This is a genomic window from Microbacterium sp. Y547 (genome assembly GCF_057669785.1).
In genome coordinates this window covers 582237-606210 of record NZ_JBYHFN010000001.1, presented here as the reverse complement: position 1 = coordinate 606210, position 23974 = coordinate 582237, and the positions used below count along the sequence as shown (strand labels likewise).

Annotated in this window: 26 protein-coding genes; 14 read left to right on the top strand and 12 right to left on the bottom strand. The window is 68.4% G+C overall.

Annotated elements, in window-relative coordinates:
- Positions 1–131: 131 nt before the first annotated feature.
- Complete coding sequence (locus tag AC25Y0_RS02965) at positions 132–1160, top strand: hypothetical protein (protein WP_488134164.1); 1029 nt, start codon at positions 132–134, stop codon at positions 1158–1160.
- Between the two features lie 92 nt (positions 1161–1252).
- On the opposite strand, the gene AC25Y0_RS02960 is transcribed toward AC25Y0_RS02965, so the two are convergent.
- The gene (locus AC25Y0_RS02960) at positions 1253–2296 is read right to left on the bottom strand and encodes a LacI family DNA-binding transcriptional regulator (RefSeq protein WP_488122861.1); all 1044 of its coding nucleotides are present in this window, start codon (positions 2294–2296) and stop codon (positions 1253–1255) included.
- 62 nt (positions 2297–2358) lie between these two features.
- On the opposite strand from AC25Y0_RS02960, the gene AC25Y0_RS02955 reads away from it, so the two are divergent.
- The 7 genes from AC25Y0_RS02955 (at position 2359) to AC25Y0_RS02925 (ending at position 10086) form a co-directional block, all read left to right on the top strand.
- Positions 2359–2574, top strand: a complete 216-nt coding sequence (locus AC25Y0_RS02955) for a hypothetical protein (protein ID WP_488122860.1) — start codon at positions 2359–2361, stop codon at positions 2572–2574.
- Positions 2575–2822: 248 nt separating this feature from the next.
- The gene (locus tag AC25Y0_RS02950) at positions 2823–4193 is read left to right on the top strand and encodes an ABC transporter substrate-binding protein (protein WP_488122859.1); all 1371 of its coding nucleotides are present in this window, start codon (positions 2823–2825) and stop codon (positions 4191–4193) included.
- 72 nt (positions 4194–4265) lie between these two features.
- Positions 4266–5192 (top strand): carbohydrate ABC transporter permease, encoded by a 927-nt coding sequence (locus tag AC25Y0_RS02945; RefSeq protein ID WP_488122858.1) that lies wholly within the window; start codon positions 4266–4268, stop codon positions 5190–5192.
- On the top strand, positions 5189–6115 hold the full coding sequence (locus tag AC25Y0_RS02940) for a carbohydrate ABC transporter permease (RefSeq protein ID WP_488134163.1): 927 nt from the start codon (positions 5189–5191) through the stop codon (positions 6113–6115). Before AC25Y0_RS02945 ends, AC25Y0_RS02940 begins: the two co-directional genes overlap by 4 nt.
- A 30-nt stretch (positions 6116–6145) precedes the next feature.
- Positions 6146–7669, top strand: coding sequence for an arabinosylfuranosidase ArfA (arfA, locus tag AC25Y0_RS02935; protein ID WP_488134162.1), 1524 nt, complete (start codon positions 6146–6148; stop codon positions 7667–7669).
- Complete coding sequence (locus AC25Y0_RS02930; protein ID WP_488122855.1) at positions 7666–9045, top strand: glycoside hydrolase family 5 protein; 1380 nt, start codon at positions 7666–7668, stop codon at positions 9043–9045. The genes arfA and AC25Y0_RS02930 overlap by 4 nt, the downstream gene beginning before the upstream one ends.
- Positions 9046–9066: 21 nt before the next feature.
- Positions 9067–10086, top strand: a complete 1020-nt coding sequence (locus AC25Y0_RS02925; RefSeq protein WP_488134161.1) for a LacI family DNA-binding transcriptional regulator — start codon at positions 9067–9069, stop codon at positions 10084–10086.
- A 31-nt stretch (positions 10087–10117) separates the two neighbouring features.
- Here AC25Y0_RS02925 and AC25Y0_RS02920 read toward each other — a convergent pair whose 3' ends face one another.
- From AC25Y0_RS02920 to AC25Y0_RS02905, 4 genes are read right to left on the bottom strand one after another with little or no spacing between them, the layout of a single operon-like run.
- Entirely contained in the window at positions 10118–10423 is a 306-nt protein-coding gene (locus tag AC25Y0_RS02920) for a metal-sensitive transcriptional regulator (RefSeq protein WP_488122853.1), read from the bottom strand.
- Positions 10420–12702, bottom strand: coding sequence for a heavy metal translocating P-type ATPase (locus AC25Y0_RS02915; protein WP_488134160.1), 2283 nt, complete (start codon positions 12700–12702; stop codon positions 10420–10422). Before AC25Y0_RS02915 ends, AC25Y0_RS02920 begins: the two co-directional genes overlap by 4 nt.
- Entirely contained in the window at positions 12689–12871 is a 183-nt protein-coding gene (locus tag AC25Y0_RS02910; RefSeq protein ID WP_488122851.1) for a hypothetical protein, read from the bottom strand. The genes AC25Y0_RS02915 and AC25Y0_RS02910 overlap by 14 nt, the downstream gene beginning before the upstream one ends.
- Positions 12871–13080 (bottom strand): heavy-metal-associated domain-containing protein, encoded by a 210-nt coding sequence (locus AC25Y0_RS02905; protein WP_488122850.1) that lies wholly within the window; start codon positions 13078–13080, stop codon positions 12871–12873. Before AC25Y0_RS02905 ends, AC25Y0_RS02910 begins: the two co-directional genes overlap by 1 nt.
- Before the next feature lie 152 nt (positions 13081–13232).
- On the opposite strand from AC25Y0_RS02905, the gene AC25Y0_RS02900 reads away from it, so the two are divergent.
- Together AC25Y0_RS02900 and AC25Y0_RS02895 are read left to right on the top strand one after the other, a co-directional pair.
- Positions 13233–13928: an ABC transporter ATP-binding protein gene (locus AC25Y0_RS02900; RefSeq protein ID WP_488122849.1), complete on the top strand. Its 696-nt coding sequence runs from the start codon at positions 13233–13235 to the stop codon at positions 13926–13928.
- Entirely contained in the window at positions 13925–15235 is a 1311-nt protein-coding gene (locus AC25Y0_RS02895) for an FtsX-like permease family protein (protein WP_488122848.1), read from the top strand. The genes AC25Y0_RS02900 and AC25Y0_RS02895 overlap by 4 nt, the downstream gene beginning before the upstream one ends.
- Positions 15236–15296: 61 nt before the next feature.
- Here AC25Y0_RS02895 and AC25Y0_RS02890 read toward each other — a convergent pair whose 3' ends face one another.
- Genes AC25Y0_RS02890 through AC25Y0_RS02870 form a run of 5 tightly spaced genes read right to left on the bottom strand, consistent with a single transcriptional unit; the run spans position 15297 to position 19915 of the window.
- Positions 15297–16532, bottom strand: coding sequence for a M28 family peptidase (locus tag AC25Y0_RS02890; protein WP_488122847.1), 1236 nt, complete (start codon positions 16530–16532; stop codon positions 15297–15299).
- Between the two features lie 14 nt (positions 16533–16546).
- Positions 16547–17305, bottom strand: a complete 759-nt coding sequence (locus tag AC25Y0_RS02885) for an amino acid ABC transporter ATP-binding protein (protein ID WP_488134159.1) — start codon at positions 17303–17305, stop codon at positions 16547–16549.
- Positions 17302–18270, bottom strand: a complete 969-nt coding sequence (locus AC25Y0_RS02880; protein WP_488134158.1) for an amino acid ABC transporter permease — start codon at positions 18268–18270, stop codon at positions 17302–17304. The genes AC25Y0_RS02885 and AC25Y0_RS02880 overlap by 4 nt, the downstream gene beginning before the upstream one ends.
- Positions 18267–19196 carry a transporter substrate-binding domain-containing protein gene (locus tag AC25Y0_RS02875; RefSeq protein WP_488122844.1) on the bottom strand — a complete coding sequence of 310 codons (930 nt, stop codon included), beginning with the start codon at positions 19194–19196 and terminating at the stop codon, positions 18267–18269. The genes AC25Y0_RS02880 and AC25Y0_RS02875 overlap by 4 nt, the downstream gene beginning before the upstream one ends.
- A gap of 32 nt (positions 19197–19228) precedes the next feature.
- The gene (locus AC25Y0_RS02870; RefSeq protein WP_488122843.1) at positions 19229–19915 is read right to left on the bottom strand and encodes a FadR/GntR family transcriptional regulator; all 687 of its coding nucleotides are present in this window, start codon (positions 19913–19915) and stop codon (positions 19229–19231) included.
- 81 nt (positions 19916–19996) lie between these two features.
- On the opposite strand from AC25Y0_RS02870, the gene AC25Y0_RS02865 reads away from it, so the two are divergent.
- Positions 19997–20755, top strand: a complete 759-nt coding sequence (locus tag AC25Y0_RS02865; protein ID WP_488122842.1) for a sulfite exporter TauE/SafE family protein — start codon at positions 19997–19999, stop codon at positions 20753–20755.
- 334 nt (positions 20756–21089) lie between these two features.
- Positions 21090–21614, top strand: coding sequence for a hypothetical protein (locus AC25Y0_RS02860; RefSeq protein WP_488134157.1), 525 nt, complete (start codon positions 21090–21092; stop codon positions 21612–21614).
- Between the two features lie 40 nt (positions 21615–21654).
- Here the strand turns inward: AC25Y0_RS02860 and AC25Y0_RS02855 are convergent, their stop codons facing one another.
- Together AC25Y0_RS02855 and AC25Y0_RS02850 are read right to left on the bottom strand one after the other, a co-directional pair.
- Positions 21655–22701, bottom strand: a complete 1047-nt coding sequence (locus tag AC25Y0_RS02855) for a zinc-dependent alcohol dehydrogenase family protein (protein ID WP_488134156.1) — start codon at positions 22699–22701, stop codon at positions 21655–21657.
- 109 nt (positions 22702–22810) lie between these two features.
- On the bottom strand, positions 22811–23143 hold the full coding sequence (locus AC25Y0_RS02850; protein ID WP_488122839.1) for a DUF7882 family protein: 333 nt from the start codon (positions 23141–23143) through the stop codon (positions 22811–22813).
- 160 nt (positions 23144–23303) lie between these two features.
- On the opposite strand from AC25Y0_RS02850, the gene AC25Y0_RS02845 reads away from it, so the two are divergent.
- Positions 23304–23579, top strand: coding sequence for a hypothetical protein (locus tag AC25Y0_RS02845; protein ID WP_488122838.1), 276 nt, complete (start codon positions 23304–23306; stop codon positions 23577–23579).
- Positions 23580–23604: 25 nt separating this feature from the next.
- Positions 23605–23925, top strand: a complete 321-nt coding sequence (locus AC25Y0_RS02840; RefSeq protein WP_488122837.1) for a DUF7882 family protein — start codon at positions 23605–23607, stop codon at positions 23923–23925.
- Positions 23926–23974 lie beyond the last annotated feature (49 nt).

Sequence of the window (23974 nt, the reverse complement as noted above, 5' to 3'; positions counted from 1 at the left end):
ACCGCCACACTGACCCTGTCGCTGTTCGAGTTCACCGGCTGACAGCCACACCACCGTTACGGGGCGGGGGTCACCACCGACGGCGGCCCCCGCCCCACACCCGTACCCGCCCCCTCACGAAAGACCGCCCAATGAGCCGATCCCGCCGCCTGTCCGCCCTTCTGACCGCATGTACGATCGCCCTCGTCGGGGCGGCGGCATCCGTGCCGATAGCCGCGCAAGCCGACGACGCCGCCGTCACCTGGTCCGTGCAGCCGGCGGACACGAAAGGCCCCGACGGTCGTTCCTGGATCGAGCTCACGCTCGACCCGGGGGAGAGCGTCACCGAGCACCTCGCGCTGCGCAATCTCAGCAAGAGCACGGTGACCTTCGCGATCAAGGCCGCCGATGGCTACCTCACCCCCACGGGACGTTTCAACATGTTGCCCGCCGACAAGGAATCCGTCGGTGCGGGCACATGGGTGGTGAGTCCTGCAACCGTCGAGGTCGCCTCGGGGCAGACCGAGATCGTGCCGTTCGCGATCGCTGTCCCCGACAACGCCACACCGGGCGATCACCCCGCAGGGATCGCCGCCACGGTGCAGTCCGTCGGGTCTGGGCCCGATGGGAACGCGGTCGCGATCGAGAGCAGGGTCGGGTTCCCCATCATGACGCGGGTCACCGGAGAGGTGCAGCCGTCGATGCGCGTCGAAGCGGTGGATCTGTCGTATGCGATGTCGTGGAATCCGTTCGAGCCGGGCCGGGTCACGGCGGTGTACCGCCTCGTGAACGACGGCAACGTGCGTCTGCAGGCCACGCCGGACGTGCAGGCGCAGGGCCGGTCGGCGTCGTCGGACGACGAGGACGGCCAGGTCGAGCTGCTGCCGGGTGACACCCGCGAGCTGACTGCTCAGATCAACGGCGTGTGGCCGCTGTTCTTCACCGGCGTGCAGGTGGGGCTCGAGCCGATGGTCGTCACGCCGGAGGGGGAGCCGCAGGCCGCCGAGGGGTTCGTCGAGGAGTTCGGGGTGTGGACCGTGCCCGTGCCGCAGCTCATCGTGCTGGTCGGCCTCGTCCTCATGTTCGTCGCGCTCTTCGTCGGGCGTCGGCGTTCGCGCCGTCGCATCGAGGCGATGGTCGCCGAAGCGCACGCGGCGGGCCGTCTCGAGCGCGACGCGTAGCAGGCGCAGCCGGCGACGGAAGGGCACGCGCTCACCTTCACCACGCCGCATGCCTCGGTGCCCGTCGGCGCGGCCGGGTCTGCGTGAAAGGCTCAGTCGGCTAGTTCGACCTCGTACGGAAAGCCCGTGGACTCGCGCGCGACCACGCGGAAGTCCGGCTTGATCCGTCGCGGAGGCATGCGGTCGCCCTTCTCGGTGATCCGCTCGACGAGCATGTCGACGGCGAGCTCCGCGATCTCGTTGCGGCCGGCGTCCACGGTGGACAGCGACGGGATCGAGAACTTCGTGGCGTTGATGTTGTCGAAGCCGATGATCGCCACGTCTTCGGGCACGGCGATACCCGCCTCCGTCAGGGCGCGCAGTGCGCCGATGGCCATCGTGTCGTTGAGGGCGAACAGGCCGTCGAACGGTACGCCCGAGGCCAGGAGCGTGCGGGCCGCCGCAGCGCCGGTCTCGAGATGCCACAGCCCGACGGGCACGACCAGTGCCGGATCGGCGGGGACCCCCGCCGCCTGCAGCGCCTGGTGATACCCGCGCACGCGCAACGTGGCGGATCCGAACGCATTCGCCTCTTCGTTGTCGTCGGCACCGATGACCGCGATGCGCCGCCGACCGATGCTGATGAGATGCTCCGTCGCCGCCCGTGCGGAAGAGACGTTGTGCATGGAGACGTGGTCGGTGGGCCCTCCGAAGATGCTCTCGCCGAGGATGACCAGCGGAAAGGGGACGTTCAGCAGGTCGGCGTCGGCCTCTCCGATGTTGACGGGGCTGAACAGGATGCCGTCCGTCAGGCGCAGGCGGCGCCCCGCGATCACGTCGAGCTCGTGCTCACGCACCTGGTTGGTCTGATCGACCACCACTCCGAGCCCGCGCCCTTCGGCGGCGGCGATCACGGCGTCGGCGAGCTCGGCGAAGTACGGCTCTCGGACGGAGGGAAGGGCGAGTCCGATGACCCCGGTCTTTCCAGAGCGCAGGCCCCGGGCCGACAGGTTCGGCTGGTAGCCCAGCTCTTTGATCGCGACCATGACGCGGTCGCGGGTGGTCGCGCGGACGTGGGGGTACTCGTTGATGACGTTCGAGACGGTCTTGATGGAAACCCCGGCGACCCGAGCGACGTCGTGCATCGTTGCGCGCACGATGGCCCCCCTCCTCGACCCGCGCCGAGGCGCGACTGGTCGCTGGGTACCATGATGACACGATGTCGCAGGTCGGCCGTTCGCTGCGCGGGCCCGGCATGATCCGGCCCGGACTCGGGGTCGACGACGCCTGTGGCCGCCTCATCGAGCTGATCGCCGGTGGGCTGGCGCACTCGGAATCCACGGGGCTCACCCGGCGCGGCCTGCGGAGGGGTCTGGTGGGCGTGTGCGAGCGCTCGCCGTCAGAGATCGCCCGCGCCGAGCGCCCCGCCGGCTGACCCGGCACGGGGGCAGCGGCGTGACGTCCTGCGCTGTGTTTTCGGCTGGCGGACGGGAACTTTTCGGGAGGGTCTTGACACTCGCCCATGCAGCGAGGATAGTCGGTTTGCAACGTTGGAAGTACAACGTTGCAAACGCGATCAGCAGGACCTGTCGCCCACAGGACGTCCTCTCACGCCCTCGATGGTGCGCAAGGAGAGGTCGCGGACGCGAAGACAACGATGTCCAGCATCCGAAAGGAATCACAGTGAAGACCAAGAGTGTCCTCGCCGGTGCAGCAGCCCTCGCGCTCGCCGGCGCGCTCGTGTCCTGTTCTGCAGGCGGCGACTCCACCAGCGACGGCGACGGCGGTGGCGGAGGCGGCGAAGCGGCGAACTGCACCAACACGATCCCCAAGACCGACCTGCCCGTCGTGACGATGTGGGCGTGGTATCCGAACATGGAGCTGGTCGTCGACAACTTCAACGAGGCCAACGACGAAGTACAGGTGTGCTGGACCAACGCCGGCGCCGGCGGCGATGCCTACGACAAGTTCCAGACGGCGGTCACCGCCGGGTCCGGAGCACCGGACGTCATGATGGTCGAGGCCGACCGCATCCCCACCTTCCAGGTGCAGGATGCGCTCGTGGACCTCACCGACATCGGCTACGAAGAGGTCAAGGACACCTTCAGTGAAGGTGCCTGGAAGGACGTCTCGGTCGGCGACGGCATCTACGGCGCCCCGGTCGACGGCGGCCCGATGGGCATGATCTACCGCACCGACATCTTCGACGAGTACGGGATCACGCCGCCCACGACGTGGGTCGAGTACGAAGCGGCGGCGCAGAAGGTCAAGGATGCCGGGGGACCGTTCTTCGGCGACTTCCCCGCCAACCAGCCCGCCTACGTGACCGCCCTGCTCTACCAGAACGGTGCAGAGCCCTTCACCTACACCCCGACCAACGAGGGCGAGATCTCGATCAACCTCAACACCCCCGAGGTCAAAGAGGTGCTCGACTACTGGTCATCCATGGTCGAGAAGGGGCTCGTCGGAACGCAGGACCAATTCACCCCCGAGTACATCGCGGGTGTCATCGGCGGCGAGTACGCCACCTACCTCTCGGCCGCGTGGGCACCCGGATACCTCCAGGGCGCCGGCGTCGGTGAGGGAGCGGATGCCGGTGTCTGGGCGACCGCCCCGATGCCGCAGTGGGACCCGGCGAACCCGACCGCGATCAACTGGGGTGGCTCGGCCTTCGTCGTGAGCAGTCAGGCGGAGAACCCCGAGCTCGCGGCCAAGGTCGCGTTCGGCGTCTACGCGGATGAAGCGTCTCTCACGGACGGGTGGGAGAACCAGATCATCTTCCCGCTCAACGTCAACGTGCTCGAGGACCCGGCGTTCGTCGACGCGGAGATCGCCTTCTTCAACGGGCAGCAGGCCAACAAGGAGGTGTACGTCCCCGCGGCGGATGCCTACACCGGCATGGTCTACACCCCGATCGGCCAGTACTTCTACTCGGCGATGACGAAGCAGATCGCGCGCATCAACGACGGGTCCGCCACCGGATCCGAGGCCGCCGACGCCCTGCAGGAGGACGTCGTCTCCTACGCGGAGGAGCAAGGGTTCACCGTCAAGTGACCCCGTGTGGAGGGTCGGTCTGCCTCACCGCGGGCCGGCCCTCCGCCGCACCCCCCTGAACTCGGAGACATCATGACCGCCCACCTCATCACCACCACCGAACCCCCGCGCCGCCGCGCGACCGGCGGACGACAGAACCTCTTCGGATGGCTGTTCGTCGGGCCCTTCGCGCTCGTCTTCCTGGCCTTTCTGGTGCTGCCGATCGGCTACGCGCTTTACCTCAGCCTCTTCCAGAAGGCCATCATCGGGGGGACCAAGTTCGTCTTCCTCGGCAACTACGCGAAGGCCTTCAGCGACCCGTCCTTCCTCGACGGCATGTGGTTCGTCATCCGCTTCTCGCTCGTGCTGATCCCGCTGCAGATGGCGGTCTCCCTGGCCATCGCCCTGATCCTCGACATCCTCGTCACCCGCTTCGCGCGATTCTCGCGGCTGATGATCTTCATGCCGTACGCCATCCCGACCGTCATCGGCGCCCTGATGTGGGGGTTCCTCTACAGCAAGAACTTCGGACCGCTCGCCGACATCTTCGGCGCCATCGGCCAGACCGCCCCCGACTTCCTCAGCACGAGCCTGATCTTCTACGGACTGCTCAACATCGTCACGTGGCAGTGGGCGGGCTATTACATGATCATCCTCTACGCCGCGCTGCAGGGAATCGACCCCACCCTCTACGAGGCCGCACGCATCGACGGCGCCTCCCAGTGGCAGATCATCTTTCGGATCAAGATCCCGCTGATCGCGCCGGCGCTGCTGCTCATCCTCGTCTTCGCGCTCATCGGAACGCTGCAGTTCTTCAACGAGCCGAAGATCCTCCAGCAGCTGGCCGCCGGGGCGATCCCCGATGACTTCACCCCGAACATGTACGCCTACCAGCAGGCGTTCTCGCTCGCCAACTACAACTACGGCTCCGCGATCTCGTTCGCCCTCGGCGCGGTCGTGTTCATCTGCGTCTACATCTTCCTGTTCGCCACCCGCAAGAAGGGGAGCATCCTGTCATGAGCGTCACAGACATCGCGCGCAGCGGCACTCGAGGGCAGGCGAAGCGCTCGTCGCCGGCGAAGCATCGCACCCGGCCGCCCGGCAGGATCACTCTCAACATCGTTCTCGCGGTGCTGATGATCTATTTCCTCATCCCGTTCTGGTGGGTGATCGTCAACAGCTCCAAGAGCTCGTCGGGCCTCTTCGGCGGCGGAAGCGCCCTGTGGTTCGCCGATGACATCAACTACGTCCAGAACTTCATCGACCTGTTCACCTACGGCGGCGGGATCTACGCGCGCTGGCTGGGCAACTCGGCCCTCTATGCCTTCGTCGGCGGCCTCGGCGCGACTGTGCTCGCGGTGCTCGCCGGCTACGGATTCGCCAAGTACCGCTTCCGGGGTCGCAGGGCCGGATTCGCCATCGTCCTGGGGGCGGTCATGGTGCCCACCACGGCCCTCGTCATCCCGACCTTCATCCTGTTCTCGCAGGTGGGGCTGACCAACACGATCTGGGCGGTGATCCTCCCGACGCTGCTCAACCCCTTCGGCGTGTACCTCATGAACGTCTATGCCCGAGATGCCGTCCCCGACGAACTGCTGGATGCCGCGAGGGTGGACGGGGCGGGAGAGTTCCGCACCTTCTTCCAGGTGGCCCTGCCGCTGTTGCGGCCGGCGATCGTGACGGTGCTGCTGCTGTCGGTCGTCGCGTCGTGGAACAACTACTTCCTGCCCCTGGCGATGCTCTCCGACAACCGTCTGTTCCCGGTCACCGTCGGCATCGGTCTCTGGCAGTCCACCGCATCGACCTACGGTGCGGCGGGCGGTCAGAGCCTGTGGAGCATCATCGTCCTCGGATCGCTGGTCTCGGTGATCCCGCTGATCATCGCGTTCCTCACGCTGCAGCGGTACTGGCAGGGCGGATTGTCCATCGGAAGCCTCAAGTAGCCCCACCCGCACGACATCAAGAAGAGGAACATGATCTCCGCACGACTCACTATCGACCCGCACTTCATCGTCGGGCCCATCAACCGCCGGCTCTTCGGATCCTTCGTCGAGCACCTGGGGCGCTGCGTGTATGAGGGGATCTACGAGCCGGGACATCCCACCGCGGATGAGAACGGCTACCGCCAAGACGTCATCGAGCTCGTCCGCGAGCTCGGCGTGTCCACCATCCGATATCCGGGCGGCAACTTCGTCTCGGGCTACCGCTGGGAGGACGGCGTGGGGCCGCGCTCCGAGCGGCCGCGTCGGCTCGACCTCGCCTGGCATTCGACCGAGACCAACGAAGTCGGTCTGGATGAGTTCGCCGTCTGGCTGCGCAAGGTGGGCAGCGAGATGATGTACGCCGTCAACCTGGGCACCCGCGGGGTGCAGGAAGCGCTGGATGTCCTGGAGTACGCCAACATCCGATCCGGCACGACGCTCTCTGACCAGCGCATCGCCCACGGAACGCCCGAGCCGCATGACATCCGCGTCTGGTGCCTGGGCAACGAGATGGACGGGCCATGGCAGCTCGGTCATGGGACGGCGCGTGACTACGCGGAGCTGGCCTCGAAGACCGCGCGGGCGATGCGGCAGGTCGACCCCGACCTCGAGCTCGTGGTCTGCGGCAGCTCCAGCGCCCAGATGCCGACCTACGGCACCTGGGAGCGCATCGTGCTGGAGGAGACGTATGACGACGTCGACTTCATCTCGTGCCACGCCTACTACGAACCCGTCGGCGACGATTACGGCAGCTTCCTCGCCTCCGCGGTCGACATGGATCGGTTCATCGACTCCGTCGTGGCCACCGCCGATCATGTGAAGGCCGTCCGCGGCAGCGACAAGACCATCAACATCTCGTTCGACGAGTGGAACGTCTGGTATCAGTCGCGCTACCACGAGGTCGACCGGATCACAGCGGCGGACGAGTGGCCGATCGCCCCGCGGCTGCTGGAGGACTCCTATTCGGTGCTGGATGCCGTCGTCTTCGGGAACCTGCTCATCTCGCTCATCCGCCACGCCGACCGGGTGACGGCGGCGAGCCTGGCGCAGCTGGTGAACGTCATCGCCCCCATCATGACCGAGCCGGGAGGACCCTCGTGGCGGCAGACCACCTTCTACCCGTTCGCGATCACCTCGAACCTCGCCCGGGGGGTGACCCTCGAGCTGAAGCTGGACTGCCCCACGTACGAGACGGAGCGCTACGGCGAGGTGCCCGTGGTCGACGCGGTCGCCACGCGCGATCCCGACACGGGGGACACTTCGGTCTTCCTGGTGAATCGGAGCGTGACCGACACGGTGGCGATCGACGTCGACGTCCGGTTGCTGGGAGACGTGGAGCTGCGCAGCGCCGACTCCCTCTTCGACGACGACATCCACGTCGCCAATGTGCTGGCGGATCCCGACCGGGTGCGCCCGCGGCCGAACGAGACGGCGCGGCTGTCGGACGGCACCGTCACCGTTTCCCTGCCGCCGGTGTCGTGGACAGCGCTCACGATCGCTCGGGTCACCGGATGAGCGAGGTCCTCCGGGTCGACGGTCCCCGCATCCTCCAAGGGACCGAGCCCGTGTTCTTGCGCGGGTTCGGGCTGGGCGGCTGGATGAACATGGAGAACTTCATCACCGGGTACGCCGGCACGGAGTCGCAGATGCGTCGGGCGTTGAGGCGCGTGCTCGGAGAAGAGGGGTGCGAGCGGTTCTTCGCACGGTTCCTCCCGGTGTTCTTCACCGATCGCGACGCCGCGTACGTGAGGGAGCTCGGCCTGAACTCCGTCCGCATCCCGTTCACCTACCGGCACTTCGAAAGCGACGATGCCCCCTTCGTCATCCGCGAGGACGGGTTCCGGCTGCTCGACACGGTCGTCGAGGCCTGCGCGCGCAACGGCCTCTACGTGATCCTGGACCTTCACGCCCTCCCCGGCGCCCAGAACCAGCACTGGCACAGCGACAACCCCACGCAGTGGGCGCATTTCTGGGAACAGAAGCAGTTCCAGGATCGCGTGGTGAACCTGTGGGAGCACATCGCGGAGCACTACCGCGGCAACCCCTGGGTGGCCGGGTACAACCCGATCAACGAGCCGGCGGATGCCGAGGGGTCGACCCTCGCGCCGTTCTATCGCCGTCTCGAGGCGGCGATCCGCGCGGTCGACCCCGACCACATCCTGTTCCTCGACGGCAACCGCTACTCCACGCAGTTCGACCAGCTGGGAGACCCGCTGCCGAACTGCGTCTACACCGCGCACGACTACGCCGTGCCCGGCTTCGTCGACGGCGGGCCGTACCCCGGTGTCAGCCGCGGCGAGTACGTGGACCGCGACCGGATCGAAGAGACCTTCCTCACCCGCACGGCGTACATGCGCGACAGCGGCACGCCCATCTGGGTCGGTGAGTTCGGGCCTGTCTACACCGGCGACCCGCAGCGGGATGGCGAGCGGTTGCGTCTGCTCGAGGACCAGCTGGACATCTATCGACGGCATGAGGCCAGTTGGGCGCTGTGGACCTACAAGGACATCGGACTGCAGGGCGTTGTCACGGTCGATCCGAACTCCGAGTACATGTCCCGCATCGCTTCGTTCCTCGAGAAGAAGGCACGGCTGGGTGTGGACTCGTGGGGGTCGACGGATGAGGGGGTCCGGCACATCCTCGAGCCCATCGAGGCTCTCTTCCGTGAGGAGTTCCCGCACTTCCAGCCCTATCCGTGGGGAGCGCGGCGGTGGATACACGGCCATGTGCGGCACGTCATGTTCGCCGAGGCGATGGTCGGCGACTTCGCGCGGTCGTTCGCGGGGGTGGGGCCGGCTGACGCGGAACGCCTCGCCGACGCGTTCGCTTTCGAGAACTGCATCGTCAGAGAGCCCTTGGCTGCGGTGCTCCGTCGGTCCACGGATCACTGATCGCGTCGCGGCGGATCAGTCATGGGCGGCACGAAGCGGGTGACTCTGGCGAGCATCGCGGATGAGACGGGGGTGTCCATCGCCACGATCTCGAAGGTGCTGAACGGTCGCGGCGATGTCTCCTCGACCACGCGCGCCCGGGTCGAGGCGCAGCTGCACAAGCGCGGCTACTCCCGGCCGGGAGCCAGCCGGAGTGATTTCCTCGAGATCGTGCTGCCCGAGCTGGATGCCAACTGGTCCATCGAGGTGCTCGAAGGCGTACGCGATGTCGCCGCCGAGGTCGGACTGGCCGTGTCGCTGTCGGTGGGCGGGGATCGGCGTTCGTCGCCGCCCGAGTGGATGACCGAGGTGCTGCGACGTCGGCCCGCCGGAGTGGTGCTGGCGTTTGCGGGTATCGAACCAGAGGGCCGGCGAAAGCTCCACGCCCGCGGCATCCCCGTCGTCGCCCTGGCGCCGGACGGGGAACCCGTGGCGGGGATCGCGGCCGTCGGATCGACCGACTGGCAGGGGGGAGTGGCGGCCACCCGCCATCTGGTGGAGCGAGGACATCGGGCGATCGCCGCGATCGCCGGACCCGCGGACGCGTTCGCCGCCCTTGCCCGTCTGGACGGGTTCCGCACGGCCATGCGCGTCGCCGGTGTGGCCATTCGGTCGGACTGGATCCGTCACGGCGATTTCCGCGAGGAGACGGGCAGGCAGCACGGTGCCCAGCTGCTCGGCGCAGAGCCACGTCCGACCGCGATCTTCGCCGGCGACGACCTGCAGGCGTTGGGCGTGATGCGGGCAGCGGCCCTGCGCGGGCTGAACGTCCCGCGCGACCTGTCGGTCGTGGGCTACAACGACTCGCCTCTCGCGCGCCTGACATCACCGCCCTTGACGACGGTTCACCGGCCGCTGCGCAAGATGGCAGAAGAAGCGGCGCGGCTGGTGCTGAAGATGCGCGACGGCTCGTCGACAGGCCCCACGCGCATCGATCTGTCCACCTCGCTCGTCGTGCGCGAGTCCACCTCGGTGCCCGCGGACCGTCGACTGCCCTCGTGACGGGTCTTGCGGCATGCGGATGCCGGTCAGGTCAGGAGCGCACGAGCCGGGCGATGGCGTCGCTGGCTTCCTTGATCTTCGCGGTCGCCTGATCATCGTCCTGCCGGGCCGCGTCGAGGACGCAGTGCGTGAGGTGGTCGTCGAGCAGACCGACCGCGACGGCGTCGAGCGCACTCTTGAGGGCGCTGATCTGCGTGAGGATGTCGATGCAGTACTTCTCGTCTTCGACCATCCTCGAGATGCCGCGCGCCTGACCTTCGATGCGCCTGAGACGGTTCAGATACCGGTCCTTGTCGGTGATGTAGCCGTGCGTGTGGGGAGCGTCGACGGTGGTCATGCGGGTTCCTTCGGGTCGTACTGCCGGGTCGCGGTGCTGGTGAAGCCGCGCAGGCGCAGGCTGTTGCCCACGACGAAAACGCTGGACAGGGCCATGGCGGCTCCGGCGAGCATGGGGTTGAGCACGCCCAGAGCGGCGACCGGGATGGCCGCGACGTTGTAGGCGAAGGCCCAGAACAGGTTCGACCTGATCGTGCCGAGCGTGCGACGTGAGAGGCGGATCGCATCGACGGCGCTGCGCAGGTCACCGCGGACCAGCGTGATGTCGGATGCCTCGATCGCGACATCCGTACCGGTGCCCAGCGCGATTCCGAGGTCGGCCTGCGCGAGGGCGGGCGCGTCGTTGACGCCGTCGCCGACCATCGCGACGACCTTGCCCTCGCGCTGCAGCGCGGCGACGATGTCGGCCTTGTCCTTCGGCAGCACGTCGGCCGTGACGTGCTCGATCCCGACGTCGGCGGCGATGCGGCGGGCGACGGCCTCGTTGTCGCCGGTCAGCAGGATCGGTGTCAGCCCGAGCGCCTTCATCTGCGCGACCGCTTCGGCGCTCGTGGGCTTGACGGTGTCGGCCACGACGAGCACGCCACGGGCGGCGCCGTCCCAGCCGACGGCGACGACGGTCTTGCCCTCGTCTTCCGCGTGGGCCTTGGCCCGGGCGATCCCGGGGCTGAGCTGTTGCGACCAGTCGGCCAGCAGCGACTCGCGACCGACGATGACGGCGCGCCCGTCGACGACGCCCTGGACGCCCTTGCCCTCGATATTCGTGAATCCCTCGACCGGGAGCAGCGTGCCGGTTCGCTCGGCGGCATCCTTCGCGATGGCTTGCGCGATCGGATGCTCCGAAGCGTCCTCGAGCGACCCGGCGACACGCAGCATCTCGTCGGGGTCGGTGCCGGGCTCGGCGATCACGTCGATGAGCGTCATCTTGCCCGTCGTGACGGTTCCGGTCTTGTCGAGCACGATCGTGTCGACCTTGCGCGTGGACTCCAGCACCTCGGGTCCTCTGATGAGGATGCCCAGCTGTGCTCCGCGCCCCGTGCCGACCAGGAGCGCCGTCGGGGTCGCCAGGCCCAGCGCGCACGGGCACGCGATGACGAGCACGGCGACCGCGGCGGTGAAAGCCGCGGATGCCGGGAACCCGGCGCCCAGCCACGCCCCGAGGGTGATGACCGCGATGAGGATTGCGATCGGCACGAAGACACCCGAAATCCGGTCGGCGAGCCGCTGCACCTGGGCCTTGCCGGTCTGGGCATCCTCGACGAGCTGCGCCATCTGCGCGAGCTGCGTGTCCGACCCGACGCGGGTGGCGCGCACGACGAGGCGTCCGCCGGCGTTGACGGTGGCGCCGGTGACGGGGTCGCCTTCCGCGACCTCGACCGGCGCGGACTCTCCCGTGAGCATCGAGGCGTCGACCGCCGACGTGCCCGAGACGACGACGCCGTCGGTGGCGATCTTCTCGCCCGGGCGCACGACGAACTCGTCGCCGACCCGCAGCTGATCGGTCGGGATCTTCGTCTCGACACCATTGCGCAGCACGGACACATCCTTCGTGCCCATCTCGAGCAGCGCGCGCAGCGCAGCGCCCGCCTGCCGCTTGGATCGCTTCTCGAAGTACCGGCCGAGAAGGATGAAGGTGGTCACCCCGGCGCCGACTTCGAGATAGATGTTCCCGGCACCGTCTGACGGCGCGATCGTGAGCTCGAACGCGTGAGTCATGCCGGGCATGCCGGCGGTGCCGAGGAACAGGGCGTAGAGCGACCAGAAGAACGCGGCGAGGGTGCCCATCGAGATGAGGGTGTCCATGGTCGCCGCACCGTGTCGCAGGTTGACCCACGCGGCCTTGTGGAAGGGCCAAGCGCCCCACACGATGACGGGTGCGGCGAGCGTCAGCGACGCCCACTGCCAGTACGTGAACTGCAGTGCGGGGATCATCGCCATCAGGACGACGGGAATGGTGAGGGCGGCCGAGATGATGAGCCGGGTGCGCAGCGAGGTCAGCTCGGGATCGGCCGGCTCGGCGGCATCCGGTGCCGGTGTCTTCGGGGTGGGAAGTGCGGCGGTGTAGCCGGTCTTCTCGACCTCGGCGATCAGCTGCGCGGGGTCGTAGCCGGGAGGGACGGTGACGCGCGCCTTCTCGGTGGCGTAGTTGACGGTGGCAGCGACGCCGTCGAGCTTGTTCAGCTTGCGCTCGATGCGGTTCGCGCACGACGCGCAGGTCATCCCGCCGATGGCGAGCTCCACCTGGGGATCGGTCGTCGCGCGGGGATCAGCGGTGCTCATCGGGTTCTTCTTGGATGTGGGTGGGGGTGGGGGTGCCGTCGATCTCGGCACGCTTGTTCCAGTCGGTGACGACGCTGTCGGGGACGACCAGCGCAGCGATGCCGTACGAGGCGCCGAACGCGACCGCCAGTCCGGCGGCGTAGAGGCTGAGTCGCCCCGCGGTGTTCATCAGACGCGCACCGCGCTGTAGCCGGCTTCGCCGACGGCGGCCAGGACAGCGGCGTCGTCCAGGGGCCCCGCCGCGGTGACCAGGAGCGTGCCGGTCTGGGCGCTGACCTGCACGTCGTCGACGCCCGCGATCTCACCGACCTCTTCGCGCACCGACGTCTCGCAGTGTCCGCAGGTCATTCCGGTCACGCGGTATTCGATCGTCGCCATGATTCTCCTTCGTGGATACCCCCTGTGGGTATGCGTGGAGGATAACGCACACCGCCGGCGGGTATTCCTCGGTGCGGGGATACATCGCACGGGTGATGCCACTCACTCTCGCGGCCGATGGCACGGACCTCGTCGGCGACGAGGCTGGAAGCATGAACACTCCAGTGCTGCATGCCCACGGACTCGTCAAGACATACGGGTCGACCACGGCCCTCGCCGGCGTCGACCTCTCGATCCGCCGGGGTGAGTCCGTTGCCGTCATGGGGCCCTCGGGGTCGGGCAAGACCACGCTCATGCATGTCCTCGCCGGCATCACCGCCCCCGATCAGGGAGTCGTGACGTTCGCGCCGGCCGCAGGCCCCGCCGTGCAGGTCACGGACCTCAGCGAGACGCGGCGCTCGAAGCTGCGCCGAGACAGCTTCGGGTTCGTCTTCCAGCAAGGGCTGCTCATCCCCGAGCTGACGGCGGTCGAGAACGTCGCCATTGCCCTCATGATCACCGGATGCGGGCGCGACGAGTCGATGGAGCGCGCGGCATCCTGGCTCACAGCCCTCGGGCTGGCCGGCATGGAGGAGCGCCGGATCGGGGAGCTCTCGGGTGGTCAGGCCCAGCGCGTCGCGATCGCCCGCGCGCAGGTCACCGGGGCCGAGGTGGTGTTCGCCGACGAGCCGACAGGCGCGCTGGATTCGCGCACGTCGGTCGAGGTCATGGATGCGCTTCTGTGGGCGACGACCCAGCAGGGGCGCACGCTCGTCGTGGTGACGCACGATGCCGACGTCGCCGCCCGCTGCTCGCGCACACTCTCTGTGCGCGACGGCCGACTGCTGTCCGAAGGAGTCTCGGCATGAACTCCCGGGTCTTCCTGCTGCTGATGCGCCCGGCGCCCGGGCAGTACGACGTTCTGGCTCTGCCCGTCTTCGCGTTCGCGGTCGTGAGCACTCTCGTTCTGACGGTCGTGGGCGGCGCCCAGTCATTCTGGGCATGGCAGGACCCCGAGGCGCCGATCTACCACGCGCTCGCCGCGATCGCCCTCGTGCTGCTGGTCGTCCCCCTCGTCACGCTGGGCGGAGCGGCGGCACGGCTTTCTGCACGCCGCCGCGACGAGCGGCTCTCGACGCTGCGACTGCTCGGGGTCTCTCCCGCGGGCGTCGTCGGGGCGACGGTCGTCGAGTCGGCCCTGGTCGCCGCGGTGGGCGCCGTCATCGGGTTCTTCCTCTACCTTGTGCTCGTGCCCGTCGTGGGGCTCATCCCGTTCCGCGGCGAGTCCCTCGGAGCGGGCTCCGTGCTGCTGCCCGCGTGGGCGGTGCTGGGGATCATCGCCGCGATCGTGCTGCTGGCCGCCACGAGTGCCGCCATCGGACTGCGCAAGGTCGTGATCTCGCCCCTCGGCGTTCGCACCCGGGCAGCCGCGGGGACCTCGCACTGGATCCGCGCCGTCATCACGCTCGTCGCCCTCGTGGCGGCCTACCTGCTCATCTCGGCCGTCCCGAGCGCTGCCGAGATCCTGCCGACCATCATCGTTCTCTCCGTCGTCTTCGCCATCGCCTTCGCCGTGCTCAACGTCATCGGCCCCTGGGTGATCCGCTTGCAGGCGCGTCGGCGGCTGCGCCGGGCGACGCGCGCGGATGAGCTGCTCTCGGCCCGCACCGTGCTCGAGGCGCCCAAGGCGGCGTGGCGTCAGGTGAGCGGCATCGCGATGGCGAGCTTCATCGCCGTGTTCGCCGGAACGGGTGTCGCCCTGCTCGATGTCATGGGCAACGGTTCGGTCGAGGACATCCAGCTCGCCGTGGACATCCGCACGGGCGTCGTGATCACCCTGGTCGCATCGTTCCTCATGGTCGCCGCCTCGGTCGGCGTGAATCAGGCCGCCGAGATCCTCGACCGCCAAGACCTGCACGTGAGTCTGCACCGCCTCGGCATGCCGATGGAGACGGTGGAGCGCGCGCGCCGCAGCTCGATCATGCGCCCCCTGCTGCTCACCGCGGTCGGCTCGGCACTGTGCGCCGGTGCGATGATCTTCCCGCTGCTCGGCATGGCGCTGATCACGGCTCCGGTCTCGCTGCTCACGATCGCGACGGTCATCGCCGTGGGCTTCGCCATCATGTGGCTCAGCACTCGCGTGACGCGGCCGATCCTCGCGCGCGCGTTCGCCTGAGGATCGGGAAAGGGCCGGGCATCATGCGATGCCCGGCCCTTTCACACTTCCGTCGGGACGCTCAGAGCCCCATCGCCGACAGCGTCACGAGCGCCGTGACGATCGCGCCGTGCTTGAGGTCGAGCGGCTCGACGCGGTGACGGGTGTCGGCCGCCGTGAGCAGCAGGCGGCTGCCCGCGGATTCGTCGTTGTAGCCGCCGATGAGCCGGACGGCGGGGATGCCCGCGGCGAGGAAGTTCGCATGATCCGAGTTCGTGGTGTGGGCGTAGATCGGATGCACCGGGGTGCCGCCGATCCGGCTCGCGCGCTGCAGCAGATCGAGGATCACCGGGTTGCCGGCGGTGAGCCCGTAGAGGCGCGGGTAGCCGACGGGGGTGTCCACGTTGACGTTGCAGTGGATGCGGCTGCGCTCGGTCTCGTCGAGCGAGGCGACGTACTCGGCGGATCCCGTGAGCGCCCATTCCTCGAACGTGAAGAGGGCGAGCAGCAGCCCGCGCTCGCTGTCGGCGGCGCGGGGGCCGAGGCGCCGGGCGACTTCGAGCACCGTCGCCAGGCCCGCGCCGTTGTCCATCGCGCTCTCGGCGAGGCCATGGCCGTCGATGTGCGCGCTCAGCACGACCATTTCGTCGGTGCGACCGGGAAAGCGGACGAAGATGTTGCGGCCGGTCCACTCACCCGCTGAGGCCTCGTTTACCAGGTGCACGTGGGCCGGACCGAACGCGAGCGCGGTGGCGAGTTCGCTCGTCGCGTCGTGGCTCAGGCCGAACGCGGGGATCTCGCCCGGCTCACCGGCCCCGCCGGATCCGCTCACGGCCCCGGCACCGGGCTGGTTGTTGCCGATGAGGAACGCCGTCGCACCGTACTCGCGGGCGAGTGCGAGCTTGACGCTGCGGTGCACGTGGTTCGTCGAGAAGGGGAACTCGTGCCGCACGAGCACCGCGCGGCCGGCGATCAGGTCGCGCGCGCCCTCGAAGTCGGCCGGGGTGCCGCGCCCGAGGTCGATCACGGGGAAGGTGTCGTCCACTGCTGCGCAGTTGAGCAAGGGGTAGCTCTCGAGCTCACGGCCGCTCTCGACGAGGCGCACGGAGTGCCCTTCGCTGCGCAGCCCCGTCACGGTGAACGTCTGCTCGCTGTACTGGCCGCCGAGCTCTCGGGCTCGGCGCTGGAGCAGCGACTGCGCCGCCGCCTCGCTCGCGGTGCCGGCGACGCGGCCGCCGGTGTCGCAGATCGCGGTGAGGTCGCCGGCGAGCTCGTCGCTCAGCCAGATGTCGCCGATGATGTCGCGGATGTCGGTCATGAAGGTGTCTCCCGTCACAGGACGCTGTCGAGGAATGCCTTGGTGCGCGGGTGCTGCGGCGCTGCCATGATCTGCTTCGGGTCGCCCTCTTCGACGATCTTCCCGTCGTCCATGAAGATGAGGCGGTCGGCGACTTCGCGCGCGAACCCCATCTCGTGCGTGACGACGATCATCGTGGTGTGCTCGGTCGCAAGGCTGCGCATGACGGCGAGGACCTCGCCGACCATCTCGGGGTCGAGGGCGCTCGTCGGCTCGTCGAACAGCAGCAACTTCGGCCGCATCGCGAGCGCACGGGCGATCGCGACGCGCTGCTGCTGACCGCCGGAGAGCTGCTTCGGATACGCGTCGCGCTTCTGCGCGAGACCCACGCGCTCGAGCAGTTCGAGCGCGTACGCGATGGCGGTGGAGCGCTTCTCCTTCTTCACGCCGACGGGAGCTTCGATGATGTTCTCGAGCACGCTCATGTGCGGGAAGAGGTTGAACGACTGGAAGACCATGCCGATCTGCTCGCGCTGTGCGCGCACGATGCGCTCGGGCGCCTCGTGCAGGCGACCGCCGCGCACGAGGGCGCCGATCGGGTCGCCGTCGATCGCGATGAGTCCCTCGTCGATCGTCTCGAGTCGGTTGATGCACCGCAGGAACGTGCTCTTGCCCGAGCCGCTGGGACCGATGACGCAGACGACCTGTCCGCGATCCATCTCGAGAGAGACGCCCTTGAGCACCTCGACGCCGCCGAAGCTCTTGTGCACGTCGCGCACGCTGACGAAGCTCATCGGTTTCCTCCCGTCACGGTCGCCGCGGTCGCCCGGCGGCGGAATCGGATGCCGGTGAGCCGCTGCAGCGACCCCGTTCCGCGCCCGCCCGAGCGCGTGCTTCCCCGCGAGTAGAAGCGCTCGAGAGACTGCTGGCCCACCATGAGGATCGACGTCACGACGAGATACCAGATCGTCGCGACCATGAGCAGCGGGATGGTCTCGAACGTGCGGCTGTAGACGACCTGCACGGAGTAGAGGAGTTCGGGGAGGGCGATCACCGACACGAGCGATGTCGATTTGAGCAGCGACAGCACCTCGTTCCCCGTCGGCGGGATGATGAAGCGCATCGCCTGCGGGATGACGATGCGGCGCATGGCGCGGCGCCCGCTCATGCCCAGTGCCCGCGATGCCTCGAGCTGACCGCTGTCGACCGACAGCAGTCCGCCGCGGATGATCTCGGCCATGTAGGCCGCTTCGTTGAGCGCGAGCGCCGCGACGGCGACGACGTACGGCGTGACGATCTCATTGATGCTTCCCTCGAAGAACGTCGGCCCGAACGGGATGCCGAGCAAGATCGAGGGGTAGAGCGCCGAGATGTTGTAGAGGATGACCAGCTGCACGAGCAGCGGGGTACCGCGGAAGAACCAGACGTAGGCGCCGGCGACGGCATTGAGCACGCGGTTCTCAGAGATGCGCATGAGCGCGATCACGAGACCGATGACGATGCCGATCACCATCGAGACGACCGTGAGCTCGATCGTCTTCCACAGGCCGTTGAGCACTGAGGTCGAGAAGAAGTACTCGCCGACGACGCCCCACTCGAACCGGGGGTTCGTCACGATCGAGTACGCCACGAGTCCCGCGACCGCGATCACGACGGCGGTCGCGACCCACATCATCGGCCGCGGACGGCCGATGATGCGGTAGTCGCTCACCGCGGCGAGCGCGGGTGGCGCCCCCGTCTGGTCTCCGCGGCTGGTCATTCAGCGGCCTCGTTGTTCTTTCCGGCCATCGGCACTGCCAGCTGCTGCAGACCGTAGACCGAGAGCATCTCTTCGTACGTGCCGTCATCGATGAAGGCCTGGAACACGGCCTGGATCACGGGGAGCAGTTCGCTGTCCTTGGGGAATGCCATGCCCGACAGTCCGCCGCGGAAGGGCTCACCGCTGAGGGTCAGCTGCTCGTCGTCGGTCTGCGCGATGTAGCCAGCCTGAGCGGCAGCCGTGCCGTACGCGGCGATACGGCCGCTCGTGAGGGCCAGGACACCTTCGTTGTTCGTCTTGAACGCCATGATCTCGATCGGCTCGGCGCACGTCTCGTTCTGCTCGGTCAGCGAGATCTCTTCGACCGATCCGGCCGCGACGCCGATCGCGAGGCCGCACGCCGTCTCGGGCGACAGGTTCTCGGGGGCGTTCGCGTTGTCGCGCGCGACGATGAACTGCGAGCCGCCGCGCAGGAAGTCGATGAAGTCGACCTGCTGCTGACGCTCCTCGGTGTCGAGCATCGGGGCGAGCGAGAAGTCGTAGCGGTCTGCCGCCAGGCCCGGGATCAGGTTCGCGAAGACGACCTGGCGCAGCTCGACGTCGAGGCCGAGCGCGTCGCCGAACGCGAAGGCCAGATCGGGCGCGATGCCCACCATGGTGGCGCCGTCGGCGTCGTACGATCCGAACGGCTCGCCGATCGTGGCATCCGTGGCGATGACGAGCTTGCCGCTTTCGACGATCGAGTCCGGAAGCTGCGCGACGAGGTCGGCGATCGGCTCGCCCGAGGCGACGTGATAGTTGACATCGGCCGTGTTGCTGGGCGCGCTGTCGCCATCGGTGTTTGTCGATCCGCCGCCGCACGCGGTGAGAGCGACCGTCGCCGCGGTGAGGATGCCGACGGCGAGCAGGGGGCGAAGAGATTTCATGTGAGTGCTTTCTGAAGGGTGAGCCGGCCGCGTCAGATGCGGCCGACGATGGTCACGTGCTCGCGCATGTGGCGAGCGGCTTCGTCGGAATCGCCGTTGTCGATCGCCGCGAGGATGGCGCGGTGACCGGTCAGCGAAGTGGCTCGTCCGGTGGGACTCGCGTGGGAGATGCGACGGAAGTCGCTGACCCATTCCGACGTCGCCCTGCTGAGGGAGACGATGAGGTGGTTCTGCGTTGCGGCCGCGATGGCCTCGTGGAAGCGCTGATCGTGGTCGAACGATTCCTCGGCGGACACCGTGGCGGGGTCGAAGTCGCAGTGACTCGCGAGCAAGAGCAGGTCGCTCTCGGTGCGCCGTCCCGCGGCGAGACCCGCGATCTGCGGTTCGAAGGTCGTGCGGAAGTCGATGACTTCGGTGGCATCCCGCTCGGACGCCGACATGTCGCGAAGTAGGGACACCGCAGCGCTCGAGGTCTCTAGAAGCACGGTGCCCGACCCCTGGCGGCGCCGCACGACGCCCTTGAGCGTCAGCTCGTGGATGGCCTCGCGGATCGTGGTGCGCGAGACGCCGAGCTGCGTCGCGAGATCGCGCTCGGGGGGGAGGGCCGTGCCCGGTCCGATCTCGCCGCGTTCGGCGAGATCGAGGATGCGAGCGGCGATCGCGCTCGACGTGGCCCGGCGCGGTACGGCGCCGAGCGAGGCCCATCCATCGGTCGACATGCGTTGTACAGTAACAGAATTGGTCCGACCACCAAACCAGTCCGTATTTCGGCCATCCATACACGTTGAGAGCGAGCAGGCATGGACCTCATGAGCCCCCTGGGCCTCGGCCTCCTCGCGCTCGCCGCCATCGGGGCCGGCATCATCAACACCGTCGTCGGTTCGGGGACGCTCATCACGTTTCCCGCGCTGCTCGCCCTGGGGGTGCCACCCGTCACGGCGAACATGGCCAACACGGTCGGTCTCGCGATCGGCAACATCGGCGGGGTGATCGGCTACCGCCGTGAGCTCAAGGGCCTGTTCGCGGCGATCCTGCCGCTTGCGGTTCTCACGGCGATCGGCGCACTCATCGGGGCGTTCGCCCTTCTCGTGCTGCCGCCCGACGTCTTCCGCATCATCGCCCCCGTGCTCGTCATCATCGGCTGCGTGCTCGTCGGCATCCAGCCGCTGCTGCGCCGGCGCACGTCACGCGCGCCCGGGCGCAGCTCGGCGCCGGCCTGGCTGCGTTTTCCGCTCACCGCGGGGACGGGCATCTACGGCGGGTACTTCGGAGCTGCCCAGGGCGTGCTGATCGTGGGCGTGCTCGAGATGACGATGACGCTGGACATCCAGCGCATCAACGCGATCAAGAACGTGCTTCAGACACTCGCCGGTGGCGTCGCGACGGTCGTCTTCGTCTTCGCCGCGCCGCTGCCCTGGGTGGCGATCGCGACGCTCGCGGTCGGCTCGCTGGCCGGCGCCGCCATCGGCGCCGCGATCGGTCGTCGCCTGCCCGCCTGGCTGCTGCGCACTCTCATCATCGTGATCGGTGTCGTCGCGGTGTACTTCCTCGTCGTCTGACGCACGTCGCGGTGATCCCGCCCGCGCGCACGTCACGGCACGGCGGCGACGATGCCCGCGCCCCGGGCGGAGCCGTCCGTCGCGGTCCCCGGGCGCGGTGCGGAGATACCGCACGCGCACGCCGCGCCCGCGAACCGTTGCGCGATCACCGCAGGTGGGGCATCATCGCCGACATCGTGACTCGCGCCGTGCCACCGACCGTGGTCTTCGCCGTCCGATCCACCGACGCGACCGACACAATCGATCTCCCGCCCGGCGGATCGGAGCCGGACGTGTCCTTCGCGACCGAAATGCGTGTGCGAGGCGATCGTGCCGCCGTGCGAGGAGCATCCACATGTTCAAGCAGGACTTCTTCCACCCGACCGACCTCGTGTTGTTCGTCTGGCCGTCTCGCGCGCACAGCGAGCAGCAGCCGCAGCCCGAGGAGGTCTGGCGGCTGGATGCCGCCGGCACCGCGTGGGCGATGGAGCGCGCGAAGGCCGATCGAGTACGCGTGCTCGTCTCGGTCGCCGGCGACACGATCGTCGGCGCATGGCGGGTCACGGGCAGCGAGAGCACTCTGACCGCGCGCGAGGGCAAGTCGAGACGCGTCAATCGGTCCCGCTTCGACATGCGCGACGATCCGCGCCTGCACTACCTCGTGGGCAAGCGCTCGCAGGTACCGCGGCGGCGCAACCCCCAGACGACGATCGAACTGCGCGACCTCTTCGGCGGCGAGAGTCTGCTCGAGCCGAATCCGGAGGCGCGTCGCCACGGCGTCGTGCGCATCGGTGACTACACGCTCACCGTCGGTGAAGACGGCACAGCCGACCTCGTCTACCCGGCGCGTGCCGTGGTGACGCTGCGGCCCGAGAGCTGAGGTCGACGCCTCGCGCAGGGGACGTCCGGCCCCGCCGGTGTCACGGGATGGCGACGACGATGCCCGAGCCGGTGCCGGGGCCGTTCATCGCGACGAGCGCCGCGCCCGCTCCCGCGAGGTCGGTGCGGGTGCCGATCAGCAGGTCGGGCCGCAGTCGCCCATCGGCGACCATCTCGATCATCGCCGGATAGTCCGCCGCGGGCATGCCGTGCGAGCCGAAGACCGAGAGCTCCCAGGCGATGACGCGGTCCCAGGGCAGAGATGCCCGCGCGTCGTCGCCCAGCATGAGGCCGATCTGCACGTGTCGTCCGCGACGCCGCAATGACAGAACCGCCGCCGTCGAGGTCGCGGGCGACCCGAGCGCGTCGATCGTGACGTGCGCGCCCCCGCGCGTGGCCTGGAGCACCTGCTCGACCGGGTCCGAGGAGCGGATCGTCGTCGTCGCGCCGAGTTCGGCAGCGTGCGTGAGAGCGGCCTCGGACACATCGACCGCGGTGACACGAGCCCCGAGCGCCGCGCAGATCATGACCGCAGAGAGCCCGACTCCGCCGCAGCCGAAGATCACCACTTCGTCGCCCGCAGCGACCTGGCCGTGTGTCGTCGCGGCACGGAACGCCGTCGCGAAGCGGCAGCCGAGAGCGGCCGCCGTGGCGAAATCGACCGAGTCGGGCAGGCCGACGAGATTCGTGTCGGCGGCGTGGACCACCACGTACTCGGCGTGGGACCCCGCGTGGGTGAACCCTGGCTGAGTCTGTGCGGGGCAGACGTGCGCGTCACCGCTGCGGCAGGTTTCGCACTCCCCGCATCCGCACACGAACGGCGCGGTGACCCGGTCTCCGACGCGCCAATGGCGTACGTCCGCTCCCACTTCGGCGAGCGTGCCCGCGAACTCGTGACCGGGGATATGCGGCAGCGCCACCGGGTCGTGACCTTGCCAGGCATGCCAGTCCGATCGGCACACTCCGGTGGCACCGACCCGCACGAGCACGCCGCCGGGTGGACAGGTGGGTCGGGCGACGGTCGCGACGCGGGGGAGCGTGGCGGTGGCGTCATAGACGACGGCCGACATCGAGGGGCGATCAGGCACGGGGGACTCCAGGGGACGGCGGCCGGAGCCACACTAGCCGACCGTCCCGGCGGGAGCGGACGCCGAGATCGCCGTAGCCGCGACGGTGCAGCTGCTGGGGCTCTGGCGCCTACTGCGCCGTCTCGGGGATCTCGACGGCGGCGGTGTCGAAGTGCTCCGCAACGAGCATGATGCCGCCCGACGAGTGGGCCGAGCTGGCGAGCTCTTCGAGCCACTCGCGGCTGAGTTCAGGCGCCTCGGCTTCGTCGAACGTGAATCGCAACGGGATCGACGGGTGCAGCCAGAGAGTCGAACGCCCACCGGGCTGGTCGTCGGGATGCTTCCACGACAGGGTGAAGCTCTCGCCGCGCCGCAGCTTCGTCGCGATGACGATTTTCAAGTGCGACAGCGCACGGTCTTCGATGTCAATCGGCTCAGAACCGCCGTAATAGATCGTGCCCACGACTTCAGCGTACCGGGCGGGCGCACGCGGGGCTCGCCTCAAGTACCAAACCCCCTGGATTGCGTCAACGGGGTGCGCCACACCTGCTGCGATGTCACGCTGTTCTGACCGATTCCGGGTCACACGGATCCGCAATGTGAGACCACCGAGGTGAGCGCGCATGAAAGACCTGCTGATCAACGGCACGCGCTTCTTGACGACGGATGCAGTCGCCGATGCCGCCCTGGAATACATGACGGTGCTGAATGAATTCCACCGTTCCGACACCGTCCGCTTTCCCGCCCTCGTCGAAGGGCGCGCAGCGACGGCTGCCGTGGTCCTCGGGCCGAGCACGCATCTCGTCGTGATCGACGCCCCGGATGTGATGCCTGCGGGGCTCGACGGGGTCGCTGAAGCGGTCGCCGATATCGAGCGGCGCCTGTCGGACTACCGCTGACCCCACGCGGGGTAGGCTGTCCGACGTGGGCAGGTTCATTTACGATACAGCGGGCAACTCGATCGAACTCGAGGACCGCACGCTTGCGCACCTCCGGATCGTCATCATGAACAAGCTCCGCCGGTCGGAGCCGTTCATGTTCGATGTCGAACTCAACGACGGCACCGGTCGACGCAGCTTCTGGATCCATCCGTCGGTCCCGCTGCAGATCCAGTTCTACGGAACGCGCCAGCCGCGCATCAACCGGCACTGGGTCGAGGAGCTGATGAAGTCGGCGAGCGGTCCCAACGGGCTGAGCATCATGCCCGAACCCGCCGAAGAAGAGCCCCTCGCCACAGAGGAGTAGGCCTGTCAAGGGGATGCTGTCCCCGGAAGGCCGCATCTAGCCTGAGGAC

Coding starts and splice junctions, on each gene's coding strand:
- AC25Y0_RS02875 (WP_488122844.1), bottom strand. CDS start 19,196: ATGAAATCTCTTCGCCCCCTGCTCGCCGTCGGCATCCTCACCGCGGCG.
- AC25Y0_RS02915 (WP_488134160.1), bottom strand. CDS start 12,702: ATGAGCACCGCTGATCCCCGCGCGACGACCGATCCCCAGGTGGAGCTC.
- AC25Y0_RS02925 (WP_488134161.1), top strand. CDS start 9,067: ATGGGCGGCACGAAGCGGGTGACTCTGGCGAGCATCGCGGATGAGACG.
- AC25Y0_RS02885 (WP_488134159.1), bottom strand. CDS start 17,305: ATGAGCTTCGTCAGCGTGCGCGACGTGCACAAGAGCTTCGGCGGCGTC.
- arfA (WP_488134162.1), top strand. CDS start 6,146: ATGATCTCCGCACGACTCACTATCGACCCGCACTTCATCGTCGGGCCC.
- AC25Y0_RS02860 (WP_488134157.1), top strand. CDS start 21,090: ATGTTCAAGCAGGACTTCTTCCACCCGACCGACCTCGTGTTGTTCGTC.
- AC25Y0_RS02945 (WP_488122858.1), top strand. CDS start 4,266: ATGACCGCCCACCTCATCACCACCACCGAACCCCCGCGCCGCCGCGCG.
- AC25Y0_RS02940 (WP_488134163.1), top strand. CDS start 5,189: ATGAGCGTCACAGACATCGCGCGCAGCGGCACTCGAGGGCAGGCGAAG.
- AC25Y0_RS02890 (WP_488122847.1), bottom strand. CDS start 16,532: ATGACCGACATCCGCGACATCATCGGCGACATCTGGCTGAGCGACGAG.
- AC25Y0_RS02920 (WP_488122853.1), bottom strand. CDS start 10,423: ATGACCACCGTCGACGCTCCCCACACGCACGGCTACATCACCGACAAG.
- AC25Y0_RS02870 (WP_488122843.1), bottom strand. CDS start 19,915: ATGTCGACCGATGGATGGGCCTCGCTCGGCGCCGTACCGCGCCGGGCC.
- AC25Y0_RS02865 (WP_488122842.1), top strand. CDS start 19,997: ATGGACCTCATGAGCCCCCTGGGCCTCGGCCTCCTCGCGCTCGCCGCC.
- AC25Y0_RS02900 (WP_488122849.1), top strand. CDS start 13,233: ATGAACACTCCAGTGCTGCATGCCCACGGACTCGTCAAGACATACGGG.
- AC25Y0_RS02845 (WP_488122838.1), top strand. CDS start 23,304: ATGAAAGACCTGCTGATCAACGGCACGCGCTTCTTGACGACGGATGCA.
- AC25Y0_RS02880 (WP_488134158.1), bottom strand. CDS start 18,270: ATGACCAGCCGCGGAGACCAGACGGGGGCGCCACCCGCGCTCGCCGCG.
- AC25Y0_RS02895 (WP_488122848.1), top strand. CDS start 13,925: ATGAACTCCCGGGTCTTCCTGCTGCTGATGCGCCCGGCGCCCGGGCAG.
- AC25Y0_RS02965 (WP_488134164.1), top strand. CDS start 132: ATGAGCCGATCCCGCCGCCTGTCCGCCCTTCTGACCGCATGTACGATC.
- AC25Y0_RS02930 (WP_488122855.1), top strand. CDS start 7,666: ATGAGCGAGGTCCTCCGGGTCGACGGTCCCCGCATCCTCCAAGGGACC.
- AC25Y0_RS02955 (WP_488122860.1), top strand. CDS start 2,359: ATGTCGCAGGTCGGCCGTTCGCTGCGCGGGCCCGGCATGATCCGGCCC.
- AC25Y0_RS02910 (WP_488122851.1), bottom strand. CDS start 12,871: ATGAACACCGCGGGGCGACTCAGCCTCTACGCCGCCGGACTGGCGGTC.
- AC25Y0_RS02905 (WP_488122850.1), bottom strand. CDS start 13,080: ATGGCGACGATCGAATACCGCGTGACCGGAATGACCTGCGGACACTGC.